A 22,667-nucleotide genomic window follows, 5' to 3' on the forward strand; every position below is an offset into this window, starting at 1 on the left:
GTTCTATTTAACTTCGTATCTCAACAACACTTCATTATCCAAAACCACATTCGTTGACCAGATAAAGCTAGCGCCCGCTCCGCTGAACTTTTCAATAAAGTTCATATAGGCTTTCTTGTTGTTTACACCAATTTCATCTTCTGTGTAGAGGCTAGCCTCGGGCCAAGAGGCCGAATCGAATCCTTGAACCATCCAATCATTGGGGGTCTGCCAGTGAACAGCGTACGCGTCTTGTCCGTTGTCGGTGCCCTGGGTGCTACACCCCTCTGACAAGCGTTGACCGTCCACTTCTTTTAAGCATGAGAGATCATAAATTGGTGAGGTATAAAAGGTTTGAGCTTGCCAGTCTGCATTGGTCACTATGCCATCACTGAAGCTTGCAATAAAACCCCCATCTCCTGGATGAAAAGCCTTACCTCTATTGTTTTCAGACCCTAATCCAAGGTTTTCTTCCCAATCAATCACCTTGACCGCAATCGTGTAAGGTCTGCTTACCTTGAACTTCACAATGCTAGAGTTAAACGGCGTAAAAGGAACGCTATCAACAGCGATAAGTGTTCCGTTGATATACAGCTCAAAGTAGTTATCGGCAAAGATATAACCTGTGATCTCTTCTCCATCGGGGTCTACAACAACCACTGGCACTGAATCCTGATCAACGTCGGCGATACTCTTCGGGGTAATACCTGCACACTCTTCATATAAATCGACAGCCTTGGGAGCAGAAGCAAAATTGTTTTCTGCTGGAACCGTCCAAACCTTGCCCTCTGAATCAGTGATCTCACCAATACCGGCAACCCGACTGCGTCCATTCTCACACTCAAAAATATTCGCTTCGATGGTCTTAGCTGCGCCTTGGGTAATGCTGCCAGAACCCGAGTAGTTATTTGTGTCATTTGAGCATGCAGAAAAAGACAGCGTCACTAGTATTGCTGACGAAAGAGTGATGCAACGTTTTGATGTTTTTGTCATTTGTCGCCTTTGATTTTGGCTGTCGGAATACTCTTAGCTTAGTTGTGAAGTAGTCTACACACAAAGAGAATAGTAACGGGCTTTCCGTTTATTAATAAAAGAAACGGTATTGTAATTGCCAATATATAAATCGGGGTATATTTTTTTGGATGGAGATAAAGCCCTGTAAATACACACATCATTTAGATGTTAGAAAGTAAAGCCACTTTAAAGTAAATACTTAGCACTTTAGAATTATACAACTCTTTGCAATATCAACGGATCCCCATCTAAGTGTAAGAATCTGCTAAAAAACATTGAATAATAATGAAATTTTTAGATTAATGGACTTAAATTTGAGTGTCGCGATATGGAGGATATTCAATATGGAAAACGAAATTGCAATCTTAACACTTCACGGAATGGGAGATTACAAACCTCATTACTATCATGGATTAGAGAAAAAACTAGTTAAAAAACTCAAAAACGATTGGGCTAAAATTGCGTTTGTTCCAATTCAGTACCAGCCAATTTTACAAAACAATCAAGAAGCTGTTTGGGAACGCATGAATAGATTCCCTCTCGATGGCGGGTTTATCAGGCGTTTTCTCTTATATGGGTTTTCTGATGCAGGCTCTTTAGAATATAGCGCCCGTTCAAACGACAGCGATCAGTACATTCAAGTTCAACGAGAGATAATTCGCGCTATAGATGAAGCGTATCAGAAAGTGGGGCCTAATAAGGCTGTAATTATCGTCGCCCAGTCTCTAGGCTGCCAAGTAATCTCCAATTATATTTGGGATGCACAGAATAACCTAGGCATTTTCAATGGAATGGAGCCTGACGGAAGTGACGAATTGAAAACATTCAGGCGTCTAGGGAGTTGTGTTTACCTTCTAACTACAGGGTGTAATATCCCTATGTTTGTGGGTGGGTTAGATCCTATCGTTCCGTTTGATAAAGCTCTGCTTAGCGAAGACTTTGAGTGGGACAACTATTATGATAAAGATGATGTACTCGGGTGGCCGCTATCTCCTTTGAGCGATGGATATAAAGCTTTAGTAAATGATTATAATATCAACGCAGGTGGGATTTTTACTAGCTGGACACCATGGAGTCATGGTAAATACTGGACAGATAAAAATGTGACGAAACCTTTATTAAGGAAGGTGAATAGTTGTCTATCTCAAACCTAGTTATGTAGGAGAAACCAATAAAATCCCCAATAGGTATTGAAACTATTGGGGCAAATACTAGGTAAGAGTCAGTAAATAGGAAACACGCGCTCACTCTATTTGTATTACCTATATCTCACACATAACTCTGCCAGTTTAGAATTCTGTCTACAGGTTCAAATTCCTATGTTTTTTGAGAGAAATTTAGCTACTTATTTAGGTTAAAACGTGAAGAATTTGAGACGATGAATTTGTCATCCGAGACCGTTGTTGTCTCGACCAACGCAGTTTTGGGAGGCGTTATGAGAAGAAAAAAATTAGGCCATGTAATGTCATTCAGCAGAATGTTTTCATTCATCTCCTTTCTATCAGCTACGCTCGCATGGATCTTAAGCATATATGCGGTGTTCGCTATTTCTGTCGCATCTCTTGTTGTCAGTGCATTTCTCTATTTCCGAGACAAGCAACCTGCCTAACAGTAGATAAAGAGCGCTTTGGCGCTCTTTATCTACTGTTTTTTTAAACTCTCCCAACAACTATGCTCACTTTTGAATCACTAAATTCATAAATGCTCTTCTCCAACCGACCTACTCTATTGCGCCAAAGTAAACGAACAACTAAAAATAGGTGATCAGAATAGAAGTCTTGCTCCATTTGAAAGAGTTACTGAATAAAGAATATGCCCTAAGAGTAACTCACGGTGTAGTAATACCCGTCAAATCGGACTCTTCGTGGATTACAGCACTTCATAAACACTAGTTACAGATACAAAAAAAAGGCGCTAGCGCCCTTTTTTCATCTTTCCTATCTCGCTTAATGACCAGCGCCCTTGTTCCATGATTGTTGTTTAGCGTGATCAAGGTCAGCATTGTATTTCATGATACCCCCTCGTTTAGCAACAGCTTCGTATTGAGTAGAAACCGATTCATGTTTGACAACAACACCGCGCTGAGCGACTGGTCCATCTTGTGTTGGTGTTTCAACCGCAAACACAGAACCGGAAATCATAGAAAAAACCCAAAGTAGATAGAGCAACAAACTTTTTCATAACATAGCCTTAAACAAAATAATTAATAAGATACGGAAGGCAAATACCTAACCGTATTTGTCCTGTATTCCTTGTTTGATTAGACTTAGGTAAGCGTTTATTTATTAGCATTTCCTCTAACAACTGGAATCAGTACTAACAATAAAAATCGCGAATTACACTCACCAACAACTAGCTAATCTTGAATTTAACGATGAACCTTAACTGTTCATGCATTAATAATACCGATAGAGAGGCAAACAAACTAAGTAGGATGTATTAACAAAGCCAATAGGTCAGCTGATCGACCCCGATGGTGGGCAAATCAGTTACAGAATAGAGGTGAGTTGAAGTAGCGATAGTCAATAATGGCATTTATGACATCTTCGATAATTCGATAAAGAACAGAGCCCCTTAAATCAGGCCCTTGCTTTTAGTGTGCAATTCAGTAATTTTTTTCCTTAAACTCAAACCGCTATCTCACAAATCTAAGTTATTGATTTGTGCCTATCCCACGAAGGCGTTACGGTTAATAAAGCCATTGCAGATCAGTCACCAGTGAAAGGCACCATGAAAACAAACCATCCTGTTATCATTTCTATTCTTATCACTTTTCTCAGCGGCTGTAGCAACAGTGAAGATTACTCTGGCGCAGAAGGATATAAGGACGGTAAGTTCTTTAACACTGAGCATCAGAAACAAGATGTAGGCGTCATCGCTGCGATGAAGTCCATTTATTGGGACGCCAGTGACTATCCAACACCTGATCAACCACTTCCTATTCAAAACATAGACCTACAAATGATGGAGGAGAGTCCAGGATTCTCTATGGTCAAGATTGGTCATTCGACCATATTAATCCGACTCAATAATGAGTATTGGATGTTCGACCCTATGTTTTCTGATCGCGCCTCTCCGGTAACCTTTGCTGGACCGAAACGTTATACGCCACCGGCTTTGCCGCTCGAAGATGTTCCAAGTCTAAAAGGCGTGCTCATTTCACACGATCATTTTGACCACCTCGATAAAGAGTCAATTAAAGCCCTAATCGACAAAACGGAGCATTTCTATGTCCCTTTAGGGGTCAAGCAAATACTCATAGACTGGGGAGTACCCGAAAAAAATGTAACCGAACTCGCCTGGTGGGAACAAACGAGCAGCGGCCCGATATCTATCACTGCGACACCTTCACAACACTTTTCCGGTCGCAGTATTGGAGGCGAGAATAAAACGCAATGGGTCTCATACATAATAGCTCACGATGACTTCAAGCTCTACTTCAGTGGCGATTCTGGCTATTTTTCTGGATTTAAAGAAATCGGTAACAGATACGGCCCGTTTGACGTCACCTTGATGGAAAACGGCGCCTACAATACCCTTTGGCAATACATACACCTTTTCCCAAAGCAAACCATTCAAGCCCACAACGACCTAAAAGGTAAGTATCTAGTCCCCATCCATAACGCTACTTTCAACTTAAGTAATCATGCTTGGTTTGAGCCAATGGAAGAGATCCATAAAGAAGCGAAGATCAAAGATACGACCCTGATCACGCCAGAATTCGGTCAAGTGGTACTCTACGAAAACATCGAAAATTTTCAGAAAAGATGGTGGCGCGAGGCAATGATAGATCAGAAAAAGGAATAGCAACTCTTTTGTAAATGACAGCTTTACTTATCATCGCTATTCTTTTCATGTAGGTAAACCCACCCAACCCATTTCATACTCAATGCCACCATACCCTTCTCTCCCAGCGTAAGGCACGATGCCAAATAAGCAAATTAGAATCTGGTTACACTTCACATCCCCCAGTAGAGATGCGTTATCAGTGACCAAGGGGAACGCGAACAGCCTGCACTTCGAATTGTTATCGAATGGCCTTCTCGCCAAGCAGCGATTGATTTTATGAACAACCCAAGGTATGTGCCTCATCTTGAACAACGTACCGCAGGCTCAGTAAGTCATCACGCACTGGTTGAAGCTAAAGACGACCTCGCTTGATCCATTAAGAACTCTGCTCAGCACATACGGAAACGCCCAAGGTTATTAGCCTTGGGCGTTTCTTCTATCAAACTGGTTTACGACACACCGAGCTTTATAATGTCATATGCAAAATTGGAAATGGTTTTCCCATATCATCAAGTGGTGAACGTGAAACGACTTTAAAGCCCATATGCTCATAAAAACCTACGGCCTGTGGATTTTGTTCGTTTACGTCTACTTTGGTCGCGCCTAACTGCTCAATTGCGTACAGCAGTAGCACTTTACCAATACCCTGCCCCCTTACCTCATTTAAGAGAAATAGCATTTCAATCTTCGAATCATGAACACCCACGAAGCCTAGGATTGAACCACCATTATTTTTAATGCATCTCAAAGTGACAGCAGGAAAGGCCTGCTCAATGATGATGGGTTTAAAAAACTCAATATCGTCTTCTGTTATGAAGTCATGAGTAGCTCGGACTGAATTTTCCCAAACATTAAGCATTTCTGCGTAATTTTCAGGAAGCACATTTTCTACAATCATTATGGTATCTCTATCTTTATAGTTGACTGAAATTCATGTGCAGCCGCGAGCCCGCATTCTAGCTGTATGTGTATAAAGTGCCCACAGGTCACATAACAACGGTTATTGAAAAATAACGTTCTTATTTAGACCTGTGAATTGAACGCGACAAGTCATAATGAAAGTCCATCATTTATGTTCCTCTCTCATATCGTAAACACTATTCTATGCAACCCAATAACTGCTCTTCAAAACTGTCATCTATTCTATCGGAGATTATTTCCAATCGGCTTTCTGTACACTCATCTAGCTCGATTTCTGTAAGTCCATCTGCTGTTAGGTTGTACCCGAAGATGCCACTTTCAGTGATGAAAACCGCTTTCATGCGTTCTGCCGTGAGTGTACTCAAAAGCTGCAACAGTTTTTGACGGTTAAATACTCTACCTGCAGACATACGCCATCCAACACTGTGGAACCCCTCACCTTTATTGGTCGCTTTCAAGAACCCGCTTTCGGGTATTGGCTGTTCAGGGATAGGTGCCATTCTAGTCTGCTTCTTCTGCTGAAAAAGATGCGGTGTTTTTTGCTTATGAAATTGAGTCGCGCCTTCAAATTCAGCGAACGGAATCTCGCCATGTTCAGCATAAATCACTTTAGTCTCTGATAAGCCCAAGGCACCAACATAGTCTGCAAGGTTTTCCTCATCACCTTGTTGGTAAAGATCGCGTTTGTTTCCCACCACCGTATCGGCAATCGCTATTTGCTGGTTGAAGGTGTCATGTTCTGTGTAACTTTGGTCAGACAATTTGCGCGCATCGACTAAGGTAATGTTCTTTTGTAAGTCAATGATTTGGCGATAGTAATCGGTCGATAACACTTGGAGCACTTCTCTAGGGTGACCCAAGCCGGTAGGCTCAATTAATAAACGATCTGGCTTTGACTCGGACAGCAGCTGATTGAGGGCGATTTGCATAGGCAAACCTGCCGCACAGCACATACAGCCGCCAGGAATTTCTCGAATATACACTTGGCCGTCTTGATTTTGCGTACCTTGTAGCAGACTGCCATCAATGCCAATCTCACCAAACTCATTCACTAGAACAGCCCAACGCTCATTGCTCGGTTTGTTGCTCATCAAATTCAGTATGGCTGACGTTTTTCCTACTCCAAGAAAGCCGGTAATAATATTGGTCGGCACGCCAGAGATCAGCGTCTTATTAACCTTCATTGGCTATTCTCCGATGACCCTTTATCGAACCAAGATGAAGACTTGCGCTTCTTAATTTACGATCCAATTTAATAACTCTCATGTGTCTAAACAAAATCCAGTGTAAGCAGTAGTCTTCGCTCATTTGTTCCTACGGCGGGAGAGCGATGCACTAACCCGCTATTTTCGTTGCCTTCCCAACCGCTACCTTTGAGCAAAGCCACGTCTCCAGCTTTCATCGTCTGAATTTCGGTTTCTCCGCCGTATAAGCCAGATAAGTTGTCCGGTTTTCCAAGGCTACCAGCCCCAAGCTTGCTGCGATCAATCCCCTTATTCTCAAGCCACTCGGTTGCACTTCCGACATAGGTAGTAACCAGACGACACGGCACGTGATCAACATGAAATTTGGGGCACATAGGGCTATCCAAGCTAGTCAATCTCAGCCCTACCTCTTCTACATCAAACAAACAGCAAAACATATCCACAATCAAGGCGATATCTGTAGCAAGCGCATCGGCGCACGCATATTCATCTAGCTTGTTTCGAATCCAATCTGCAGCATTGTTTGGCGTGACACTTTGCACCAACGCTAGCGGTCTCCCCTCAAATAACATTTGATTTATATCCTGTGTCATCGTTGTTGAGAGTGTGCGTTGCCATATTGCGATATTTCGATCTGATTGGTAGATATTACTGAGTATGCTAGGTTTGCTTTCTCGTAATGGTAGTGGTGCCGAATAAACCGGTTCTGGACTTGCGACTAGATCTAAACTCATTCCCTTGCCTCCAAAGCGTATGTATTTGCATTCAGGTTCAATGTTTGCGGTTATCCTTGTAAAAACCGCTGACGAACGAAGCATCAAAATTTAATGTTATGTTATAACATAACTTAAATATTTCCAATCTAGTCATCCCACTCACCAAGATTAACTGCACCACTCTTATGTTTGAAAATACAACAGCAATTGATTGACAATTACTCGTTCTTTATATAGAACGTTCTATATATGGAACGAACTGGAAAGAGCTATGGATGAACCAAATCTGGTTGTTTTAGGGCATAACCTTCAACAACTGCGTCAAGCAAAGGGAATTTCACTCTCTCAATTGGCCTTGGATGCGGGTATCGCTAAGTCCAACCTATCCCGTCTAGAAAACGGCAGTGGTAACCCTACTCTCGATACTATCTGGCGCTTAGCAGTGCAGTTAGATGTCTCATTTGGCAGTTTGGTTGACTCTATTAACACCCCCATCGAGGATGATGGCGTGTTGGTACAGTTAATTGAGCGAGGCACTGATGATCCGCAAGTGGATGCGTATTGGATGTCATGCGCACCTCATACCAACAAGTTGTCTAAAGCTCACTCTCTTGGCACCTCTGAAACTATCAGTGTCATATCGGGCCAAATTGAAACTGGAGACGAAGAGAATACTAAGCTCCTTAACGCAGGTGACATCCATCGCTTCCCAGCCGACAAGCCACATCTTTATCGAACCACCACCGCCGGCGCAACGCTTTTAGTCACCATCAATTATGCATACAAGGAACAAGCTCATGAGCGCAAATAGTGAAGCATCAACCTGGAAGCCTTGGGTTGCAGGTGCAACCGATGCCTTAGCTCTAATGGGTGGCTATGTCTCTGTCGCGATCTCTTTTGGGGTTATAGCACTGCAGTCTGGGTTCAGTGTTTGGGAAACCATTGCCATCTCTGTGTTCATTTATGCAGGGGCATCGCAGTTTTTGTTTATCGCTATGGTTGCCTCGGGTGCGCCACTATGGCTGGTCTTGGTCATGACATTGCTGATTAATGCCCGACATGTGGTCTATGGACCCAACATTGCGCCTTACCTAACTAAGAGCCCGTGGTGGCTCGCCCTTCTTCATGGTTTGACCGATCAGATCTTTGCTCTAGCACACACCCGCCTGCCCCAGCTTGCCCCGAGCGATCGCCTTGGATGGTTTGCAGGTGCGGCCTTATTGGCGTGGTTTAGTTGGATTGGTGGCACTGCTTTAGGCGCTATTGCGGGTGCAGAGCTTATTGCCAAATGGCCCTTATTGGGTGAGGTATTACCCTTTGCCCTGCCCGCTCTGTTTTTGGTTCTACTAGCGCCAAAGTTCAACACCTTGCTTTGGACTATTTCACTGGCGGGTACCAGCTTAGTCGCACTTCTGTTGAAGCTTTATGGTTATCCCAATGCCGCGATCCCGTTGGCTGCACTGTGCGGCGCTCTGCTGTATTACGCAGTCAGGGGAACATCAATCATTAAGGAGAGTGACCATGGATAAATCATTATGGATGGTCATGCTATTGATCGCAGCGGGAACCTTTGCGATGCGTGTTTTACCAATGCTGTGGATGTCTCGACGTATGAAAGATCGAGACCAAGGCAGTTCATTAAATAACATCCCTACTTGGCTCTCAGTGCTGGGCCCCACAATGATAGCCGCCATGTTTGGCACATCGTTGATCCCCACAACGCCATCGCTTACCTCGTGGTTAGCGACTTTAGTGGGCACACTATTTACCCTACTCATTTGGTATTGGAAACGATCGCTTGGTTTGCCGGTACTTGCTGGCGTCGCCATATACGGCGCTATCATTTATGTGGGTGGGTTAATGTAAATGTCGGATGGCAATATAGGTGATCGATCGCAATAGGGATTGTCCAGTTACAATATAGTTTGTTGTAAACCCCTAAAGGTATAAATAGTCGGTAATGATTCTACCGGCTGCATCTCTAGCACGCTTTTGGACATAAATGCGTTAGGCATTTTCCGAAACCGAAGAATGAAGCATTAGTTCAGATATGGAAAAGATAAGGGCTCCCCTTGTTTTTGTTCCAATTAATCCCCAACTTCACCATTTTTGATCGCAAAGATAGTTATACCTTCATCAAACAAATCTAGTTCTGCGGTATATAAGAGTCCTCGTTTACTCCACGTTTTAAAATGCTCCATGGTGTATGGTTCGTTACGTATTGGGAATTGCTCTAGTGCTGCGGTTAATCTTAGTGCACGAAGAATAGACATTCTAAGGTTTGGTTTCATATCATCAAGAATATTCACCCAACTATCATCATCAAGGCTTTCTCCATAATAGTCATCACATTAAACTAAGAGGGAGGCCATGATGCTCCTACTTCTAATGTAAAGAATGGCTTGGATTAAGATTTCTAGGAGCTCTGTCGCTAAAGCATCTTCCTGTTGGGCATGTTCTAAATAAAAATCTATAGTCTCAATTTGGCTATGGTTCGTTTCCTTCGTTCTTGCCGTAACTCGGTCTGTCAAGTTGCATAGATAGTGAACAAGGCGGCTACGAAAGCAATAACAGCTGCATTGAAGGATTGCCATACCTCCCAAGTGTTTAAGAGGTTTTGCCAGTGACCTATTTCTCCATTGAGTGGAAATAATAATGGCTCATAAATCATGAAATATACGTAGGCTACCAGAATAATATTAGGCGACAATTAACTTGGCCGGCATGATCACACCACCAAATGTTCATCGACATTGGTAATTTTAGCGCAGGTGTGGGGCGTACCATCTAATGACTTTGCTAGCGATGATCGCCGCTGGCAAGCCTTTAGACAAAAGAATGGAAGATGCTGCTCGACAATTTTCTGAAGAGCATGACGATTATTTATAAGTCACTGTTTAGCCCAGCTATTCATACTAACTTTCAAGAATAAAGATATCTCGAATATGACAAACTCTAGCCAATCCCTCCTCCGATTTTCTGCAATACACAACTATTTGAAGAATTAAGATGCCTGTAACCATACCAAAATAAGATATTACCTGTGGGAATATTTGAAATCTCATAGTTCATTTCCGACACAATTACTATTTCCTTATTATCTCTCTCGTCAGCAGCAAAGAGGGTTCAGAAGAAATCACTCGGCTCTGACAATGGAATTAAAAATTTGGCGCATCTCAATAATTTTAGATGCATTTGCTAAGGAGGGCTTAACTAACTAGAGAGTAATTATGACAAACATTAACACAAACAAATCAATCTTAGCGCTTTCACTGGCAACCATTTTTTCATTAAGCATTAGCCCTGTTTCTGCCAATGACTACCAAGATATGTCTGACCCAATGGCAGTGTACTCGCAAGCCGGATTCGGAATTACCGATAAAGGCATAAATTTGAAATTAGGACAATCTTATGACACCAATAATGACGACACCATGGCGATGCATGTCCTTGAAGCTAAGGGGTTCGCAGCGGATACATTTGGACTGAAAGGGGATGACAGTTTTGATTCGCTTCGATATCGCCACTTCAATGTAGATATGACAACTGGGTTGGGCACACAAGCTGATCTAAGTTGGGATTTTGATGCGAAAGTAGGCTCTGTATCTTACTCGCTAATTCAAGCGTTGCCGCAAATGGGACCATTACAACTGTATCCACTTGCTGGCCTTGGTTTAAATGTTGCAGATGTGCACTCAACACTTTTAGACCCTGAGGGCGGATCTATTGGTTACGCAATACCTTCAAGTTTCGCCATAGCCGGAATCTACTCAAAAATAGAAATTACAGACTCTATTTGGTTGAACTACAACCCTATGTATAGCACTCAGTTAGGTGGAGTCAAAGAATTTAGTAGCCTGTATGGCTGGCAACATGAAGTTGTAACAAGCTACCAGCTAAATACCCAAAGTAATATCAGAGCATTCTGGAACTTTGGAGAGGCACTTAATGGTACAGACTTTAGAGTTGAATATAACTACCAATTTTAACTGCTAATTAAGCAAAAAAACTCCCCATTTATTAATTCGGACAAAGCCAGCAATAAAACTTTGTCCTTAAAAGGCACGATTATGAAAAAAGTAGCTCTATCAATACTAATTGCATCTCTTTCTTTTGGCACGTTAGCTGACAATGGAGAAAATATACCAACGGACGCAGAATTGACAGGTCAAAGGGTATACCACCATATGGAAAATATGGTCGGGTTTATGGAGAAGAATGGCATCAACCAGTTTGAGTTACCAGGTTTAGCCGACCACACTTGGGATGTCATCACTCCCGCACTTGATCATATTTATGCGAAAGCCATGCTCGACGTATCTAATGGGCCGGTTGAACTTACCGTACCACCTAGAGAAGCGGGTCGATATGCCTCATTTCACTTGATTGACGCTGAACACTTTGCTGCTTATCACGAAGTGACTCCAGTTGAAGGTGGAACCTATCTTTTAGTTCGTTCAGGGGCAGACTATGAAGTACCAGAAGGGCAATACATCGATCTCATTGAAGTCAACGACGATTTGATCTTCGCATTTATTCGCGTACAAACCTTTGAATACCGCGACAACGGTGTGGCAGATCAGTGGCGTAACCAACTTGTCATTAACAACCACGCAGCGAGTTCAAATGTCACGTTGCCAGATCGTAATAATATTCGAGAAGTTATCCATTTTGCAAGCCAATTGACTGACGGCTGGGAACAAACTAAGAATAATATGGAAACCATTATCGCAGATGAAGACTTCTCTCAAGTACGTCTGGCAGAGGTCCGTAGTTATGTTCACAACTTAGGTTCCTCTGGTTTAGTTGTGAACAACCTATCGGGCTTTGAGCATCCAGGACACGTTGATGATTTGGGTGATGAAAGAAGGCGCTCACTACTTACTCACCTTGGGCATTTAGGTTTTCCTGCGGAACATGCTTATTATGAAATGATTCCTATGACATCTGAAGGTAACAAACTAAACGGTTCTGAGGACTTTATTTTGACCATGCCCCACGACCAAGCAGTTGGTAAGTTTTGGTCTGTAACGCGTTACTCTGACGAGACTCGTTTACCACTTGACCCGGCGACCATCGGAGGATCGGACCGTCAGGTATGGGCTGGTGGGAATACGTCTCCAGATGAGGAAGGTAATATTACCATTACCTTCTCCAGCAATGACCCAGAAAATGATACTTATTGGATGCCGGTCGTAGATGGTGAAGACTACTACTTCATTGTTCGCTATTACTTACCTCAGAAAGGCTTAGCAGGAAACACTGTACAAAGCTTAATTTATCACGGCACACCACTGGAAAGCATAATGGAACCAAAAGCTACGTTTAACTATGGAATCTAAGTCTAAAGCGATCGCCATGGAAGGCGTCCTATCTCTAATTTAAGTGATAACTCGTTCAAAATAGATTTATCGATGCCAGTTTGGTATAAAAAATGACTACTCCATTAGCTATCGATATAAATCTAACTAATTTGCCTACTGTGTGAGAAAACTTTATCGATCTCTTTGTATAACCATGCAACTAGCGGTGTGCTATAGAGTTTAGATGGTATGAAAGCACCAATGTCACTACTTGGCGTTTCCTCTTTGTTTGGTGAAATGAATCTCGTTCCTCTAGGAAGATCTGTACCAAAAATGTCAATGCAAGGCATTAATGCGTTAGATTGAGATACAACGTGCAAACAAATACTTAACTGGTCAGCTCGAAGCACTACGTTTGGAGTGATTCCCAACTCACGTATCTTGGTTTCAATCATGTTCTCCTTTTTATTAAAATCAGGGAGTTGTAGGAGAGCAAGAGGAAATTTTCCGACATCGCTAGCGGTACGTTCAGTATCGATGATTGGGTGGCCTTCTCGGCACACAAGTTTGAAGGTACATCGCGTCACTTTCTTTTGTATGATTTGTTTAGATATATCAAGTGGCAAGTAGTTAATGCCAATATGCACTCGCGCCATGGTTAGGTTGTGCTCAGTATCTTGACCCCAATTGACAATTTTTAAAGTTGCTTTGGGTGCTAAGGCACTAAGGTGAGTAAATAACTCCCGCGAGACAGGACGATACATTGAAGTATTGATGGCAATGCAAATATCGCCGGTATACTCACTAGGTTTAAAATTCTGGCTTCGAGAAAATAAATCTTCTAACAATTGGAATAGAGCCGGCAACTTATCTAGAAGCTCTAGACAATAAGGTGTTGGTTCTAATCCATATTGCCTACGGATAAACAATTCGTCGCCTATGTCATCACGAAGTTTTTTAAGCTGTTTGCTAACTGCTGGTTGCGATAAAAACATTCGTTCCGCAGTACGTTTAGTGTTGCGCTCTTCTCCAAGAATCTTGAGAAGCTTAATAGAGTTAAAATCTAGTTTTCTTAAAAGGGTGTCATCCATAACCGTTGCTAATCTACTCTTTTGTTTTTTATCATAGCACATCGAAATAGCCACCGATTCAGTAGACACTGCGATTCATTACAAAAATTTGGTCAACTTGAAGCTATCAGACCTCACAATGGTAACTCTGATAGCTTGCAAAGGGGCAAAGGTGAGTTTGCCCGGGTAGAAGCACGGAACAGCGAGGGCAGACATTAGCCTTCATGTTTATATCAGAACTCGAAATATGAAGCCTTAGAACAAGTATAAAAGCCCTCATTCAGAGCACTTTTTACGGAACAATTCTTTTGGTGGTCGCTTATCCTGCCAACGCACAGCCTTTATTCCCACTGCCTTAGAACTTTATTTAAAAGCAGCTCCAATTGCTGCTTCTCTTCTGCCGTTAAAACATCCAATTGACGCTGCTCCTGTTGGTGCAATGTAAGCGCTACCTGTTCAATGAGTTTGCGTCCAATATCGGTCAATTTGACCAGTTTGCTGCGTCCATCTTGCGGATTTTCCAGTCGGTCAACTAAACCTGCTTTTTCAACGCGACTGAGGACTTTAGTTAACCCGCCAGAGCTGAATAGCATTGAGCGATACAAGTCAGTAGGTGATAAACAATAGGGTTCATCACTGCGTCTTAAGGTCATTAATATACCGAAGTCTGCTTTTTGCAGGTCATGCCCAGCAATTATGTCTCCTAAGTCATCATCTAAGTGACTGTGTATTCGATGAATCATAAGGATCGTGGGCCTAAAGTTATCGAACGCCTCCGGCCAGTTGGCTCTTCCAAGCTTTAAAATTGTTTCTAGGCTTTCTTGTTTAGACATACTCGCCAACTCATTGTGATTGCTGATGACTGAAATATATCTTGCTAGGAAGATAAAATCCACTTATTATCTTTCTGGAAAGATAAATGAGGTTTTAATGAAGAATTCTATTAGCCGCAGTCTCGTTGTGCTCCTTGCAGCGGTTTTTGCGATGACGCCGTTTGCAATTGATAGCTACCTACCTGCCATCCCAAGTATTGCCAACGAACTGAATGTCGATACAGCGATGATTTCAATTACGGTCAGTATCTATGTTTTCGGTCTCGCCATTGGCCAGTTAATTGGAGGCCCGCTATCAGACAAATTTGGTCGAATGAAGGTAATGGTTGCAGGCTTAACGCTATTTGCATTTTGTAGCCTCATGCTTGCATTATCAGCAAGTGTTCATAGCTTCTGGTTTTGGCGTATATTGCAGTCTTTAGGTGGAGGCATTGCCGTCGTAGGCGTTCCCGCAACGATCCGAGATAACACCGAAGGCAGTGAGTCAGCAAAACTGTTTGCGTTAATTGCGTTGATCAGCATGATCGCCCCTTCAATAGCGCCTTCCGTAGGTACGGCGATTATGAACCTGATGGGGTGGCACTGGATATTTATAATCTCTGGCACTTTGGCTTTAGTGGTCGCCTTTATTGCAACTCGCGTTTTACCTAAAGCCAAAAAGCGTGTATCAACCACCACTCCCGTTCGTTACAAACATGTGTTTACAGAATCAAAAGCACTGGGCTATATGGTTTCACAAAGCTTTAGCTTTTCTGTATTGATGACATTTATTGCAAACGGCGCGTTTGCTTACATGATTCATTTTGGCGTGACACCAGAGATGTTCTCTGCGCTTTTCCTAGTAAACGTCATAGGCGTTGCCATTGTAAATCGAATCAACTCATACCTATTGAGCCATCATTCACCTGAGACGCTATTGGTCAAATTTATTAGTCTTCAGGTACTTGGCACAACACTATTAGTTGCCTCACAGCTCATTGCACCCGATAACTTATGGTTTGCGGTGGTAGGTTTTGTTGTCAGCATTTCTGCCAACGGCGGCATCATGGCAAACTCTAACGCCAGCTTCCTGAAGCATTTTGGACAAGGCGCTGGTGTCGCCTCAGCAGCGCTTGGAGCCACACAGTTTTTTACCGCCGCAAGCATTAGCGCACTCGCAGCCTTGTTAAGTAAAGACTCTTTATGGCCTATTGTGGGTATCATGTTTTGTGCGTCACTCATTTCATTATTTGGCGCGATCAAGGCCAACAATCACAATGGTGTCTATCAGGTGCCGTTAGAAAGTGAAACCTAAGCTGATATCTTGAAAACAAAGGGGTGCACACAGTGCGCCCTTTTTTAATGCATTTTGTTATTTCAAAGATTAAGCCTTTACCATTAGGGTGAAGTAGGTATATACCTAATCTATGTTATTCAAAATAAAGACAATTTAATGACGCTCAAAGAGATCCTGCAAATCCGCAACGTTCGTTACTTCTTAATGTTTCGCTGCAGCTACTTTGCGCGCTTTTACTACCCTATCTTTACTCTACTCTTCCTAGATTACGGCTTAACCCTATCCCAATTTGCAATGCTTAACGTGGTATGGGCCGCGACTATCGTTCTCGCAGAGGTGCCATCAGGAGCGTTTGCCGATATCCTGGGACGCAAAAAGTTAGTCGTACTCTCTTCTGTGATCATGTTTATTGAGATCGCCATGATCGCGGTGGTCCCCACTGACAATGCCAATTTGGTATTCGTTGTGTTTTTGATTAACCGAATTCTAAGTGGTTTGGCTATGGCGCTAGCCAGTGGTGCCGATGAAGCCTTGGCTTATGACACCTTAAAAGAGCAAGGTAAAGAGGAAGCGTGGCCGCAGGTGCTGCAAATACAACTTCGTATTGCTTCTAGTGTCGGCATTTTTGTCACCCTGATCGGTGCAGCTATGTATGATGTGAATTTTATGACTCATATCTATCAGTTCATTGGACTCTCAGCGCCTGAAACCACCCAAGACATCATGCGAATTCCAGTATTTGCGACTCTATTGGTGGCGATAGTTGCCATTTATGCCGCCATAAATATGCAGGAAGACCGCGATACACTGCCCAAACATGACAGTAAACTCGCTACCTCAGTAGCAAGCCTGAGACTGACACTAAACACAGGCAAGTGGGTGCTTTCGACACCTTATGTACTGTTTATATTGCTCTACTACAGCCTGTTTGAGCATACCTCTCGCATGTTTTTGACCATGAATAGCCAGTATTATCGCGCTATTGATATCCCAATTATCTATTTTGGCTTGATTGGTGCTGGAGTCAGCGTACTTAAAATACTATTAGCTGGGCAAAGTCGAAGACTAGCAGAGAGCACAGAACCAAAAATCTTCCTTGCCGTTGCGGGTGTAGCCATCATAGTAACTTACTATTGGATCAGCTTAGGCTGGTCAATTTATGGGGTTATCCCCGTACTACTTTTGATTTTCATCATCATGACGATGAACATTTTCATCAGTTACCACCTCAATAGAAAGACGGAATCCCACAACAGAGCGACAGTACTAAGCTTTAAGGGACTGATGTTTAATCTAGGTTACGGCTCAATAGGTGTTTTATATGCGTACTACTATAAGTTGGTGTCTCAAAGCTACACCGAACAACAAATAGAACAGCACCTAGACTTCCTAGCCTCACTTTCTTCATTTTGTTACTACTTTGCGTTTTTGTTCATTTCAGTCAGCGCCGCTTTTTATGTCAAAAACAAACAGAAAACGATTTTCTAACTAATACTGATTAAGACAATTTATCTGTCTAGCGATAGCGTCCATTAAAGGCCAGTGATCGACATACAAAACCAGGTCGTAAGCTAAGCAATAGAGGCAACGAATTAATGGTAGGAAATGAACATGGATAACCGCCTGAGCGTCATGGACTTTCTTAAGGTGTTTGACTGCATTCGTTCCACTGGAACAAAGCAAGATCATCAATATGTGTTGGCGGAGATGTGCGCATGGCACGATTATGACGGTTACACCTGTTGGTTAGGCTTCAAAGACGTCACTGTGACCCTGATGTTTCATGGATCATTGAAGATCGAATACGACAAACCATCTAGTTATGCAGAGTTTCTTAATCGCTGCTTAGCACTGACCGCCAGCAAGCCATTACAATGATGCAGGTTATCAGCTCGAACACATCCTCCACCAGCGTTGCCTGCCGTTTCACTCAAATGCTTCGCCTATGGACCTTGCTGACTGCTTCTCTTTTGTTTAGTCATTTTGTCGCAGCTTCAGAGGAAACTATGATTGATTTTACCCAACTTAATGAGTATCAACAGTGGCAGGCAGTCAACGACAATGTAATGGGTGGCATCTCACAAGGACGCTTCACCTTTGATGGCAATCATAGCCTTTTTGAGGGAGAACTATCGTTAGCCAACAATGGCGGTTTCAGCTCAATCAACCGCTCTATAGCGCCATTATCGGCGAATAAACCTCAAGTAGAACTCTCCTTCATTGGTGACGGACGAACCTATCAACTCCGACTCTCAACATGGAAAAACGGCGATCGAATTACCTACAAGCATGAATTTTCCACCACAAATGGGACGGAGCAAACTAAGGTATTTCAGTTAGATGATTTCCAAGCAGTATTCAGGGGTAGACTGATACTGGGAGCGCCTACCCTTGTTGCACAAGATATTGAACAGATAGGCTTTTTAATCGCAGACAAGAAAGCGGGGCCTTTCTCTCTAAAGCTCCTGAAAATGCAATTTACATCCAGTGAGGTAATCCATTGATACTCATACATTTACAGGCAAAATAGGCTCTTTATCTATCAATCCAAACTGTTCATTTGCATTAAATAATACTCACCACCATTGTCTGGATGTTTCGCTTTCTTGGTAAAACCTCTTAACTCATAAAACCGAATGGCCTTTTGATTTTCAACCAAGCATTTTAAGCTCAGTTTGCCGTACATAGATTGCGCTTTGGTGAGCAGTAAACTGCCGACCCCTTTTCCAAGATGTTCGCTACTTACATAAAGGTGATGCACAAAATTTTCTGGCTCCCAGATTGAAATGAAGCCAATGGCCTTTTCATCTAACACCGCCAATAAAATTGTTTCACCCTCTGTATCTTTCTCAAAATCCGAAAGCTTAAAATCGCTACTGTTTAGCCAGGTAAATGTTGTCGTTCTTGACTCAAGATAAACCTCACTTAAATCAGATGCGAAACTAGGATGATATTCAGTAATTCGCATGCTCTACTTATATCCCTTCATTAGTGACTACTCCCAACACACGGTGACCTAGCCAATCTCAAAGAATAATTAAAATGACTAACAATTAACTCTGAGGGTTACTTTTATTGGCTTCTTTGTCAAAGAAACTAAATCCTTTAGGAATGAAGAACTCACAGGCCTGTCTCTTGGCTGACGTTGGTTGCTCCCATGCGCCACAAAGGTCTTTGGTATTTTCTCGGGTTCTAGTGAACTGCTTACATTGGCCACAACGTTCCATTGTTTAACGACTCCTTGAAATGAAATAATGGCCCATTCACTTTACCTTAGCCCACTCTAGCCTAATTTGACCTAAGCTAATTTTTCACTGTTGTTAACGCAATTAACACTGCCGTACACCTTCACATCAATACGCCATAAGTCTCACTCTACATTTTTCTTTCCTTTCCGTTCTATCGGTGTATGATTTAATCGTAACGATCGTTCAATTATAAAATCAATCGAGGATGAGTTGATGAGCAGTAAAATAAAATTAGATATTGTTTCAGACGTGGTTTGCCCTTGGTGCATTATTGGTTACAACAACCTACAAGCAGCAATCAACGAGTTAGCGCTTCAAGACAAGATTGATATTGAATGGCAACCGTTTGAGCTGAACCCTGATATGCCCGCTGAGGGTGAAAACCTTCGAGATCATGTTGCCCGAAAATACGGCAGCAGCCCTGAAGATAGTGCTGGTGCGCGAGAAAGAATCGCAACGGCTGGCGCTGAACATGGCTTTCAATTTAACTATTTCGATGACATGAAGATGGTAAATACCCTAGAAGCACACGTGCTTTTGGATTTTGCTAAACAGCATGGCAAACAAACAGAGCTGAAACTGAGGCTATTCAACGCCTTTTTCAGTGAACAGAAAGACGTCTCTGATCGCGCCATCCTAAAACAAGAGCTTACCGCTGTTGGTTTGGATGGTGATCAAGGCTTGCTTTGGTTAGACAAGCCAGAGCTTAAAAGTGAGGTTAGAAGTCAAGAAGCCCAGTGGCAGCAGATGGGCATCACTGGCGTACCCACAGTGATCTTTAATAGAGAGAGCGCGGTGACAGGTGCTCACCCGGTAGAAAACTATAAACAGATCTTACTCGAGCTAAGCAAAGGGCTAGAATGAACCGTTGTTTAGTACGGTTGGTATCGTATTGAACGATCGTTAATTTACTCGCTATAATCCGCGTGTGAGCAACTTTAAAGGCAGTAGGTAATACCATGGGCAAACGTGCACTTTTTGATAGAGACGATGTCATCAATAGAGCCAAAGATCTTTATTGGGAAAAAGGCTATCACGGCACCTCAATGCGCGCACTGCAAGACGCCCTTGATATGCGCCCAGGTAGTATCTACGCCGCTTTTGGTAGCAAAGATAATTTGTTCAAAGAGGCAATCCAACGTTACGCTGAAGAAGGTGGTAAGATCTTAAACCACAGCTTAGAGAACTCCGACTCTAATATTGGCGGCTTAAAGACATTTATTAAAACCATCATAATCGAAGGCAGGGGATCCGCCCCTAGTGGCATGTGCATGGTGGTAAAGTCTGTTGCTGAATTAACGGAAACGGATAACCCAGAATTACTGGCACTGGCTAAGCAATTACTCGGCGATGTAGAAGCAGAGTTGGCATCAATACTCACTAAAGCAATGGAGGCTGGAGAAATACCCTCAGGTAAAGACCCTATTGAGCTAGCCCGTTACGTTCAAGTTCAAATTATCGGCCTCAGAACCTTCGCCCGCGCCACCAATGAAGTCGCTCTAGTAGAGAAGTTTATTGATGGCATTTTTGAAGATGGTCCGTTTCGCTAAAAATTTGTTCATTCTGAATTTTTGCATAATTATATACCCCAATCAGGATCGCTCATAAAAACAGCACTTAAAACCCAAGCATATAAGTATTAGCTCTATGATATGTACACAATGGCATAACGTATGTATATTCACTTTTTATGACTGATTATGTATTACGGTATTTGCTATGGAACAGCCTGAATTTATCTCCCTCCTCCCCATTATTGTCACCCTTGCCTTAGCGCTCTCAACTCGAAACGTTGTTGTTGGTCTCTTCTCAGGGGTAGTTTGTGGCGTCGCCATGCTAGAAGGAACCTTTATAGATAAAGGACCGCTAGACTCAATGAGTGCTCTAATGAAGAGCTATCTTCTGCCTCAATTGACTGACAGTTACAATGCTGGCGTGCTGTTGTTACTGGTTTTCATTGGCGGCTTCGTTGCGTTAATGGAGAAGTCTGGTGGTGGTGTTGCATTCGCAAAGAGAATAACACTGTGGGTCACCAATAAATGCCAAGCGCAACTGGCGACATGGTTTGGCGGTATTGCTATTTTCTTCTCCGATCTTGGTACCCCATTAATCGCGGGTCCAGTATTTAGGCCACTGTTTGATAAGCTCAAGGTCTCTCGTCAAAAGCTTGCGTTCATTATTGACTCTACTGCTTCCCCTGTGGCTATTTTGATTCCCTTTATTGGTTGGGGCGTGTACATCATGAGCCTGATTCAAAAGGAGTTCACGGCGTTAGAGGTAGGTATGAGTGAGTGGGATGCCTTTATTGGCGCGATTCCTTACCAATTCTATGCTTTCCTAGCTATCGCAATCGTTCCTATCTTGTCATTTTTCAAGCTGGATTTTGGTCCAATGGCTCACGCGGAAAGACTGGCTAAACAAGGCTCAGACTTTGGCAAAGTCCAAGACTCACTCAATGTGTTTGAGCACAAAAATGCCAAAACAAGCTTTGTATGGGCGCCACTTCTGGTGATGCTTATCGTGCTGTGCTCGATTCTGATTCCTCATGGTTTCCCGTTCCAACAAGTCTCAGGTTCAACCTTTAGAGCGGCGTTATCTTCTGCCTACTTTTTTGCGGCCATGACACTTATCGGCCTGATGGCGCTGTATGGTGTGAGAAAACTCTCCGATGGTATTCAGGTGTACCTAAAAGGTATGTCTAACATGATGTCTGTGGCGGTGATTCTTATCCTTGCATGGGCACTTAGCTCAGTAGGCAAAGAGCTAGGCGCAGCTGCGTACATTGCGCAGCAGGCACAAGCTGGCTTTCCTTATTGGTTAGTCCCTGCTGTTGCGTTTCTTCTCGCTGGGATTATCTCTTTTGCTACCGGTTCTTCGTGGGGAACCTTTGCCATCTTAATGCCGCTCGTGATTCCAACGGCCTTTGCTATTGATGCACCTATGTTGGTCTGTATTGGCGCGGTTTTATCCGGTGGCTTATTTGGCGATCACTGCTCACCGATTTCAGAAACCACCATTCTGTCTTCAACGGGTGCGGGTTGTGATCAGTACGAACACTTTAGAACGCAGCTGCCTTATGCCCTTGTCAATGGTGGCATTGCGCTCATCAGTTTCGTTGTTTCCGGTGTTCTTGCTTCTCCACTGGTGGTGTTGGTCGCGATCATCGTGCAAATTGCAGTCTATTTAGTGCTCTCTAAACGACAATCCACCAGCGAACCACTCGAAAGCCAACCAGCTTCATAACCTAATTCACCAAGCTAATTCCCATAAAAAAGCCCCGCTCTATAAAGAGCGGGGCTTAACACTGATTAAC

The 22,667-nt window shown here is 42.9% G+C and carries 24 protein-coding genes and 1 pseudogene; 15 read left to right on the forward strand and 10 right to left on the reverse strand.

Features of this window, described 5'->3' with window-relative positions:
• Nucleotides 1-3 precede the first annotated feature (3 nt).
• On the reverse strand, nt 4-972 hold the full coding sequence (locus OCU35_RS16150; protein WP_261826550.1) for a hypothetical protein: 969 nt from the start codon (nt 970-972) through the stop codon (nt 4-6).
• Nucleotides 973-1,337: 365 nt separating this feature from the next.
• Here OCU35_RS16150 and OCU35_RS16155 point away from each other — a divergent pair, with 365 nt between their 5' ends.
• Nucleotides 1,338-2,147 carry a hypothetical protein gene (locus tag OCU35_RS16155; protein WP_261826551.1) on the forward strand — a complete coding sequence of 270 codons (810 nt, stop codon included), beginning with the start codon at nt 1,338-1,340 and terminating at the stop codon, nt 2,145-2,147.
• A 792-nt stretch (nt 2,148-2,939) separates the two neighbouring features.
• Here OCU35_RS16155 and OCU35_RS16160 read toward each other — a convergent pair.
• A complete protein-coding gene (locus OCU35_RS16160; RefSeq protein WP_261826552.1) occupies nt 2,940-3,134 on the reverse strand; it encodes a hypothetical protein in 195 nt (64 codons plus the stop codon).
• A gap of 520 nt (nt 3,135-3,654) precedes the next feature.
• Between OCU35_RS16160 and OCU35_RS16165 the strand changes: the two genes are divergently transcribed.
• Together OCU35_RS16165 and OCU35_RS16170 are read left to right on the forward strand one after the other, a co-directional pair.
• Entirely contained in the window at nt 3,655-4,800 is a 1,146-nt protein-coding gene (locus OCU35_RS16165) for an MBL fold metallo-hydrolase (protein ID WP_261826553.1), read from the forward strand.
• A gap of 186 nt (nt 4,801-4,986) precedes the next feature.
• Nucleotides 4,987-5,154: pseudogene (locus tag OCU35_RS16170) on the forward strand (DUF1330 domain-containing protein); the annotation flags it as partial.
• A gap of 94 nt (nt 5,155-5,248) precedes the next feature.
• Here OCU35_RS16170 and OCU35_RS16175 read toward each other — a convergent pair.
• The 3 genes from OCU35_RS16175 to OCU35_RS16185 all read right to left on the reverse strand — a co-directional run bounded on the left by OCU35_RS16175 (nt 5,249) and on the right by OCU35_RS16185 (nt 7,642).
• Nucleotides 5,249-5,680: a GNAT family N-acetyltransferase gene (locus OCU35_RS16175; RefSeq protein ID WP_102490301.1), complete on the reverse strand. Its 432-nt coding sequence runs from the start codon at nt 5,678-5,680 to the stop codon at nt 5,249-5,251.
• Nucleotides 5,681-5,879: 199 nt separating this feature from the next.
• Nucleotides 5,880-6,887: a CobW family GTP-binding protein gene (locus tag OCU35_RS16180; RefSeq protein ID WP_261826554.1), complete on the reverse strand. Its 1,008-nt coding sequence runs from the start codon at nt 6,885-6,887 to the stop codon at nt 5,880-5,882.
• An 86-nt stretch (nt 6,888-6,973) separates the two neighbouring features.
• Entirely contained in the window at nt 6,974-7,642 is a 669-nt protein-coding gene (locus OCU35_RS16185) for a DUF1826 domain-containing protein (protein WP_102490299.1), read from the reverse strand.
• A gap of 253 nt (nt 7,643-7,895) precedes the next feature.
• On the opposite strand from OCU35_RS16185, the gene OCU35_RS16190 reads away from it, so the two are divergent.
• The 3 genes from OCU35_RS16190 to OCU35_RS16200 are packed head-to-tail and all read left to right on the forward strand — an operon-like array spanning nt 7,896 to nt 9,490.
• A complete protein-coding gene (locus OCU35_RS16190; protein WP_261826555.1) occupies nt 7,896-8,435 on the forward strand; it encodes a helix-turn-helix domain-containing protein in 540 nt (179 codons plus the stop codon).
• Complete coding sequence (locus tag OCU35_RS16195; RefSeq protein ID WP_261826556.1) at nt 8,422-9,153, forward strand: AzlC family ABC transporter permease; 732 nt, start codon at nt 8,422-8,424, stop codon at nt 9,151-9,153. The genes OCU35_RS16190 and OCU35_RS16195 overlap by 14 nt, the downstream gene beginning before the upstream one ends.
• Entirely contained in the window at nt 9,146-9,490 is a 345-nt protein-coding gene (locus OCU35_RS16200) for an AzlD domain-containing protein (RefSeq protein WP_065599434.1), read from the forward strand. Before OCU35_RS16195 ends, OCU35_RS16200 begins: the two co-directional genes overlap by 8 nt.
• 221 nt (nt 9,491-9,711) lie before the next feature.
• Here the strand turns inward: OCU35_RS16200 and OCU35_RS16205 are convergent, their stop codons facing one another.
• On the reverse strand, nt 9,712-9,897 hold the full coding sequence (locus tag OCU35_RS16205) for a hypothetical protein (RefSeq protein ID WP_261826557.1): 186 nt from the start codon (nt 9,895-9,897) through the stop codon (nt 9,712-9,714).
• Nucleotides 9,898-10,854: 957 nt separating this feature from the next.
• On the opposite strand from OCU35_RS16205, the gene OCU35_RS16210 reads away from it, so the two are divergent.
• The gene (locus OCU35_RS16210; RefSeq protein WP_390209017.1) at nt 10,855-11,613 is read left to right on the forward strand and encodes a hypothetical protein; all 759 of its coding nucleotides are present in this window, start codon (nt 10,855-10,857) and stop codon (nt 11,611-11,613) included.
• Between the two features lie 81 nt (nt 11,614-11,694).
• Entirely contained in the window at nt 11,695-12,966 is a 1,272-nt protein-coding gene (locus tag OCU35_RS16215; RefSeq protein ID WP_261826558.1) for a DUF1254 domain-containing protein, read from the forward strand.
• A 122-nt stretch (nt 12,967-13,088) separates the two neighbouring features.
• Here the strand turns inward: OCU35_RS16215 and OCU35_RS16220 are convergent, their stop codons facing one another.
• The gene (locus OCU35_RS16220) at nt 13,089-14,087 is read right to left on the reverse strand and encodes a LysR family transcriptional regulator (protein WP_261825926.1); all 999 of its coding nucleotides are present in this window, start codon (nt 14,085-14,087) and stop codon (nt 13,089-13,091) included.
• Between the two features lie 251 nt (nt 14,088-14,338).
• Nucleotides 14,339-14,830, reverse strand: a complete 492-nt coding sequence (locus OCU35_RS16225) for a MarR family winged helix-turn-helix transcriptional regulator (RefSeq protein ID WP_261825927.1) — start codon at nt 14,828-14,830, stop codon at nt 14,339-14,341.
• Nucleotides 14,831-14,927: 97 nt separating this feature from the next.
• Between OCU35_RS16225 and OCU35_RS16230 the strand changes: the two genes are divergently transcribed.
• The 4 genes from OCU35_RS16230 to OCU35_RS16245 all read left to right on the forward strand — a co-directional run bounded on the left by OCU35_RS16230 (nt 14,928) and on the right by OCU35_RS16245 (nt 18,610).
• The gene (locus OCU35_RS16230; protein WP_261825928.1) at nt 14,928-16,124 is read left to right on the forward strand and encodes a multidrug effflux MFS transporter; all 1,197 of its coding nucleotides are present in this window, start codon (nt 14,928-14,930) and stop codon (nt 16,122-16,124) included.
• A 138-nt stretch (nt 16,125-16,262) separates the two neighbouring features.
• The gene (locus tag OCU35_RS16235; protein ID WP_261825929.1) at nt 16,263-17,594 is read left to right on the forward strand and encodes an MFS transporter; all 1,332 of its coding nucleotides are present in this window, start codon (nt 16,263-16,265) and stop codon (nt 17,592-17,594) included.
• A gap of 123 nt (nt 17,595-17,717) precedes the next feature.
• On the forward strand, nt 17,718-17,984 hold the full coding sequence (locus OCU35_RS16240) for a DUF3081 domain-containing protein (protein ID WP_065599320.1): 267 nt from the start codon (nt 17,718-17,720) through the stop codon (nt 17,982-17,984).
• Nucleotides 17,985-18,112: 128 nt separating this feature from the next.
• A complete protein-coding gene (locus OCU35_RS16245; RefSeq protein WP_261825930.1) occupies nt 18,113-18,610 on the forward strand; it encodes a CIA30 family protein in 498 nt (165 codons plus the stop codon).
• 38 nt (nt 18,611-18,648) lie between these two features.
• On the opposite strand, the gene OCU35_RS16250 is transcribed toward OCU35_RS16245, so the two are convergent.
• Together OCU35_RS16250 and OCU35_RS16255 are read right to left on the reverse strand one after the other, a co-directional pair.
• Nucleotides 18,649-19,074 (reverse strand): GNAT family N-acetyltransferase, encoded by a 426-nt coding sequence (locus tag OCU35_RS16250; RefSeq protein WP_261825931.1) that lies wholly within the window; start codon nt 19,072-19,074, stop codon nt 18,649-18,651.
• Between the two features lie 85 nt (nt 19,075-19,159).
• On the reverse strand, nt 19,160-19,333 hold the full coding sequence (locus OCU35_RS16255; RefSeq protein ID WP_017028153.1) for a hypothetical protein: 174 nt from the start codon (nt 19,331-19,333) through the stop codon (nt 19,160-19,162).
• A gap of 234 nt (nt 19,334-19,567) precedes the next feature.
• Between OCU35_RS16255 and OCU35_RS16260 the strand changes: the two genes are divergently transcribed.
• The 3 genes from OCU35_RS16260 (at nt 19,568) to OCU35_RS16270 (ending at nt 22,597) form a co-directional block, all read left to right on the forward strand.
• The gene (locus OCU35_RS16260; protein ID WP_261825932.1) at nt 19,568-20,218 is read left to right on the forward strand and encodes a DsbA family oxidoreductase; all 651 of its coding nucleotides are present in this window, start codon (nt 19,568-19,570) and stop codon (nt 20,216-20,218) included.
• Nucleotides 20,219-20,313: 95 nt separating this feature from the next.
• On the forward strand, nt 20,314-20,904 hold the full coding sequence (locus OCU35_RS16265; protein ID WP_261825933.1) for a TetR/AcrR family transcriptional regulator: 591 nt from the start codon (nt 20,314-20,316) through the stop codon (nt 20,902-20,904).
• 169 nt (nt 20,905-21,073) lie between these two features.
• Nucleotides 21,074-22,597: a Na+/H+ antiporter NhaC family protein gene (locus OCU35_RS16270; RefSeq protein ID WP_261825934.1), complete on the forward strand. Its 1,524-nt coding sequence runs from the start codon at nt 21,074-21,076 to the stop codon at nt 22,595-22,597.
• Nucleotides 22,598-22,667: the final 70 nt, after the last annotated feature.

Source organism: Vibrio breoganii (assembly GCF_024346795.1).
Classification (GTDB): Bacteria; Pseudomonadota; Gammaproteobacteria; order Enterobacterales; family Vibrionaceae; genus Vibrio; species Vibrio breoganii.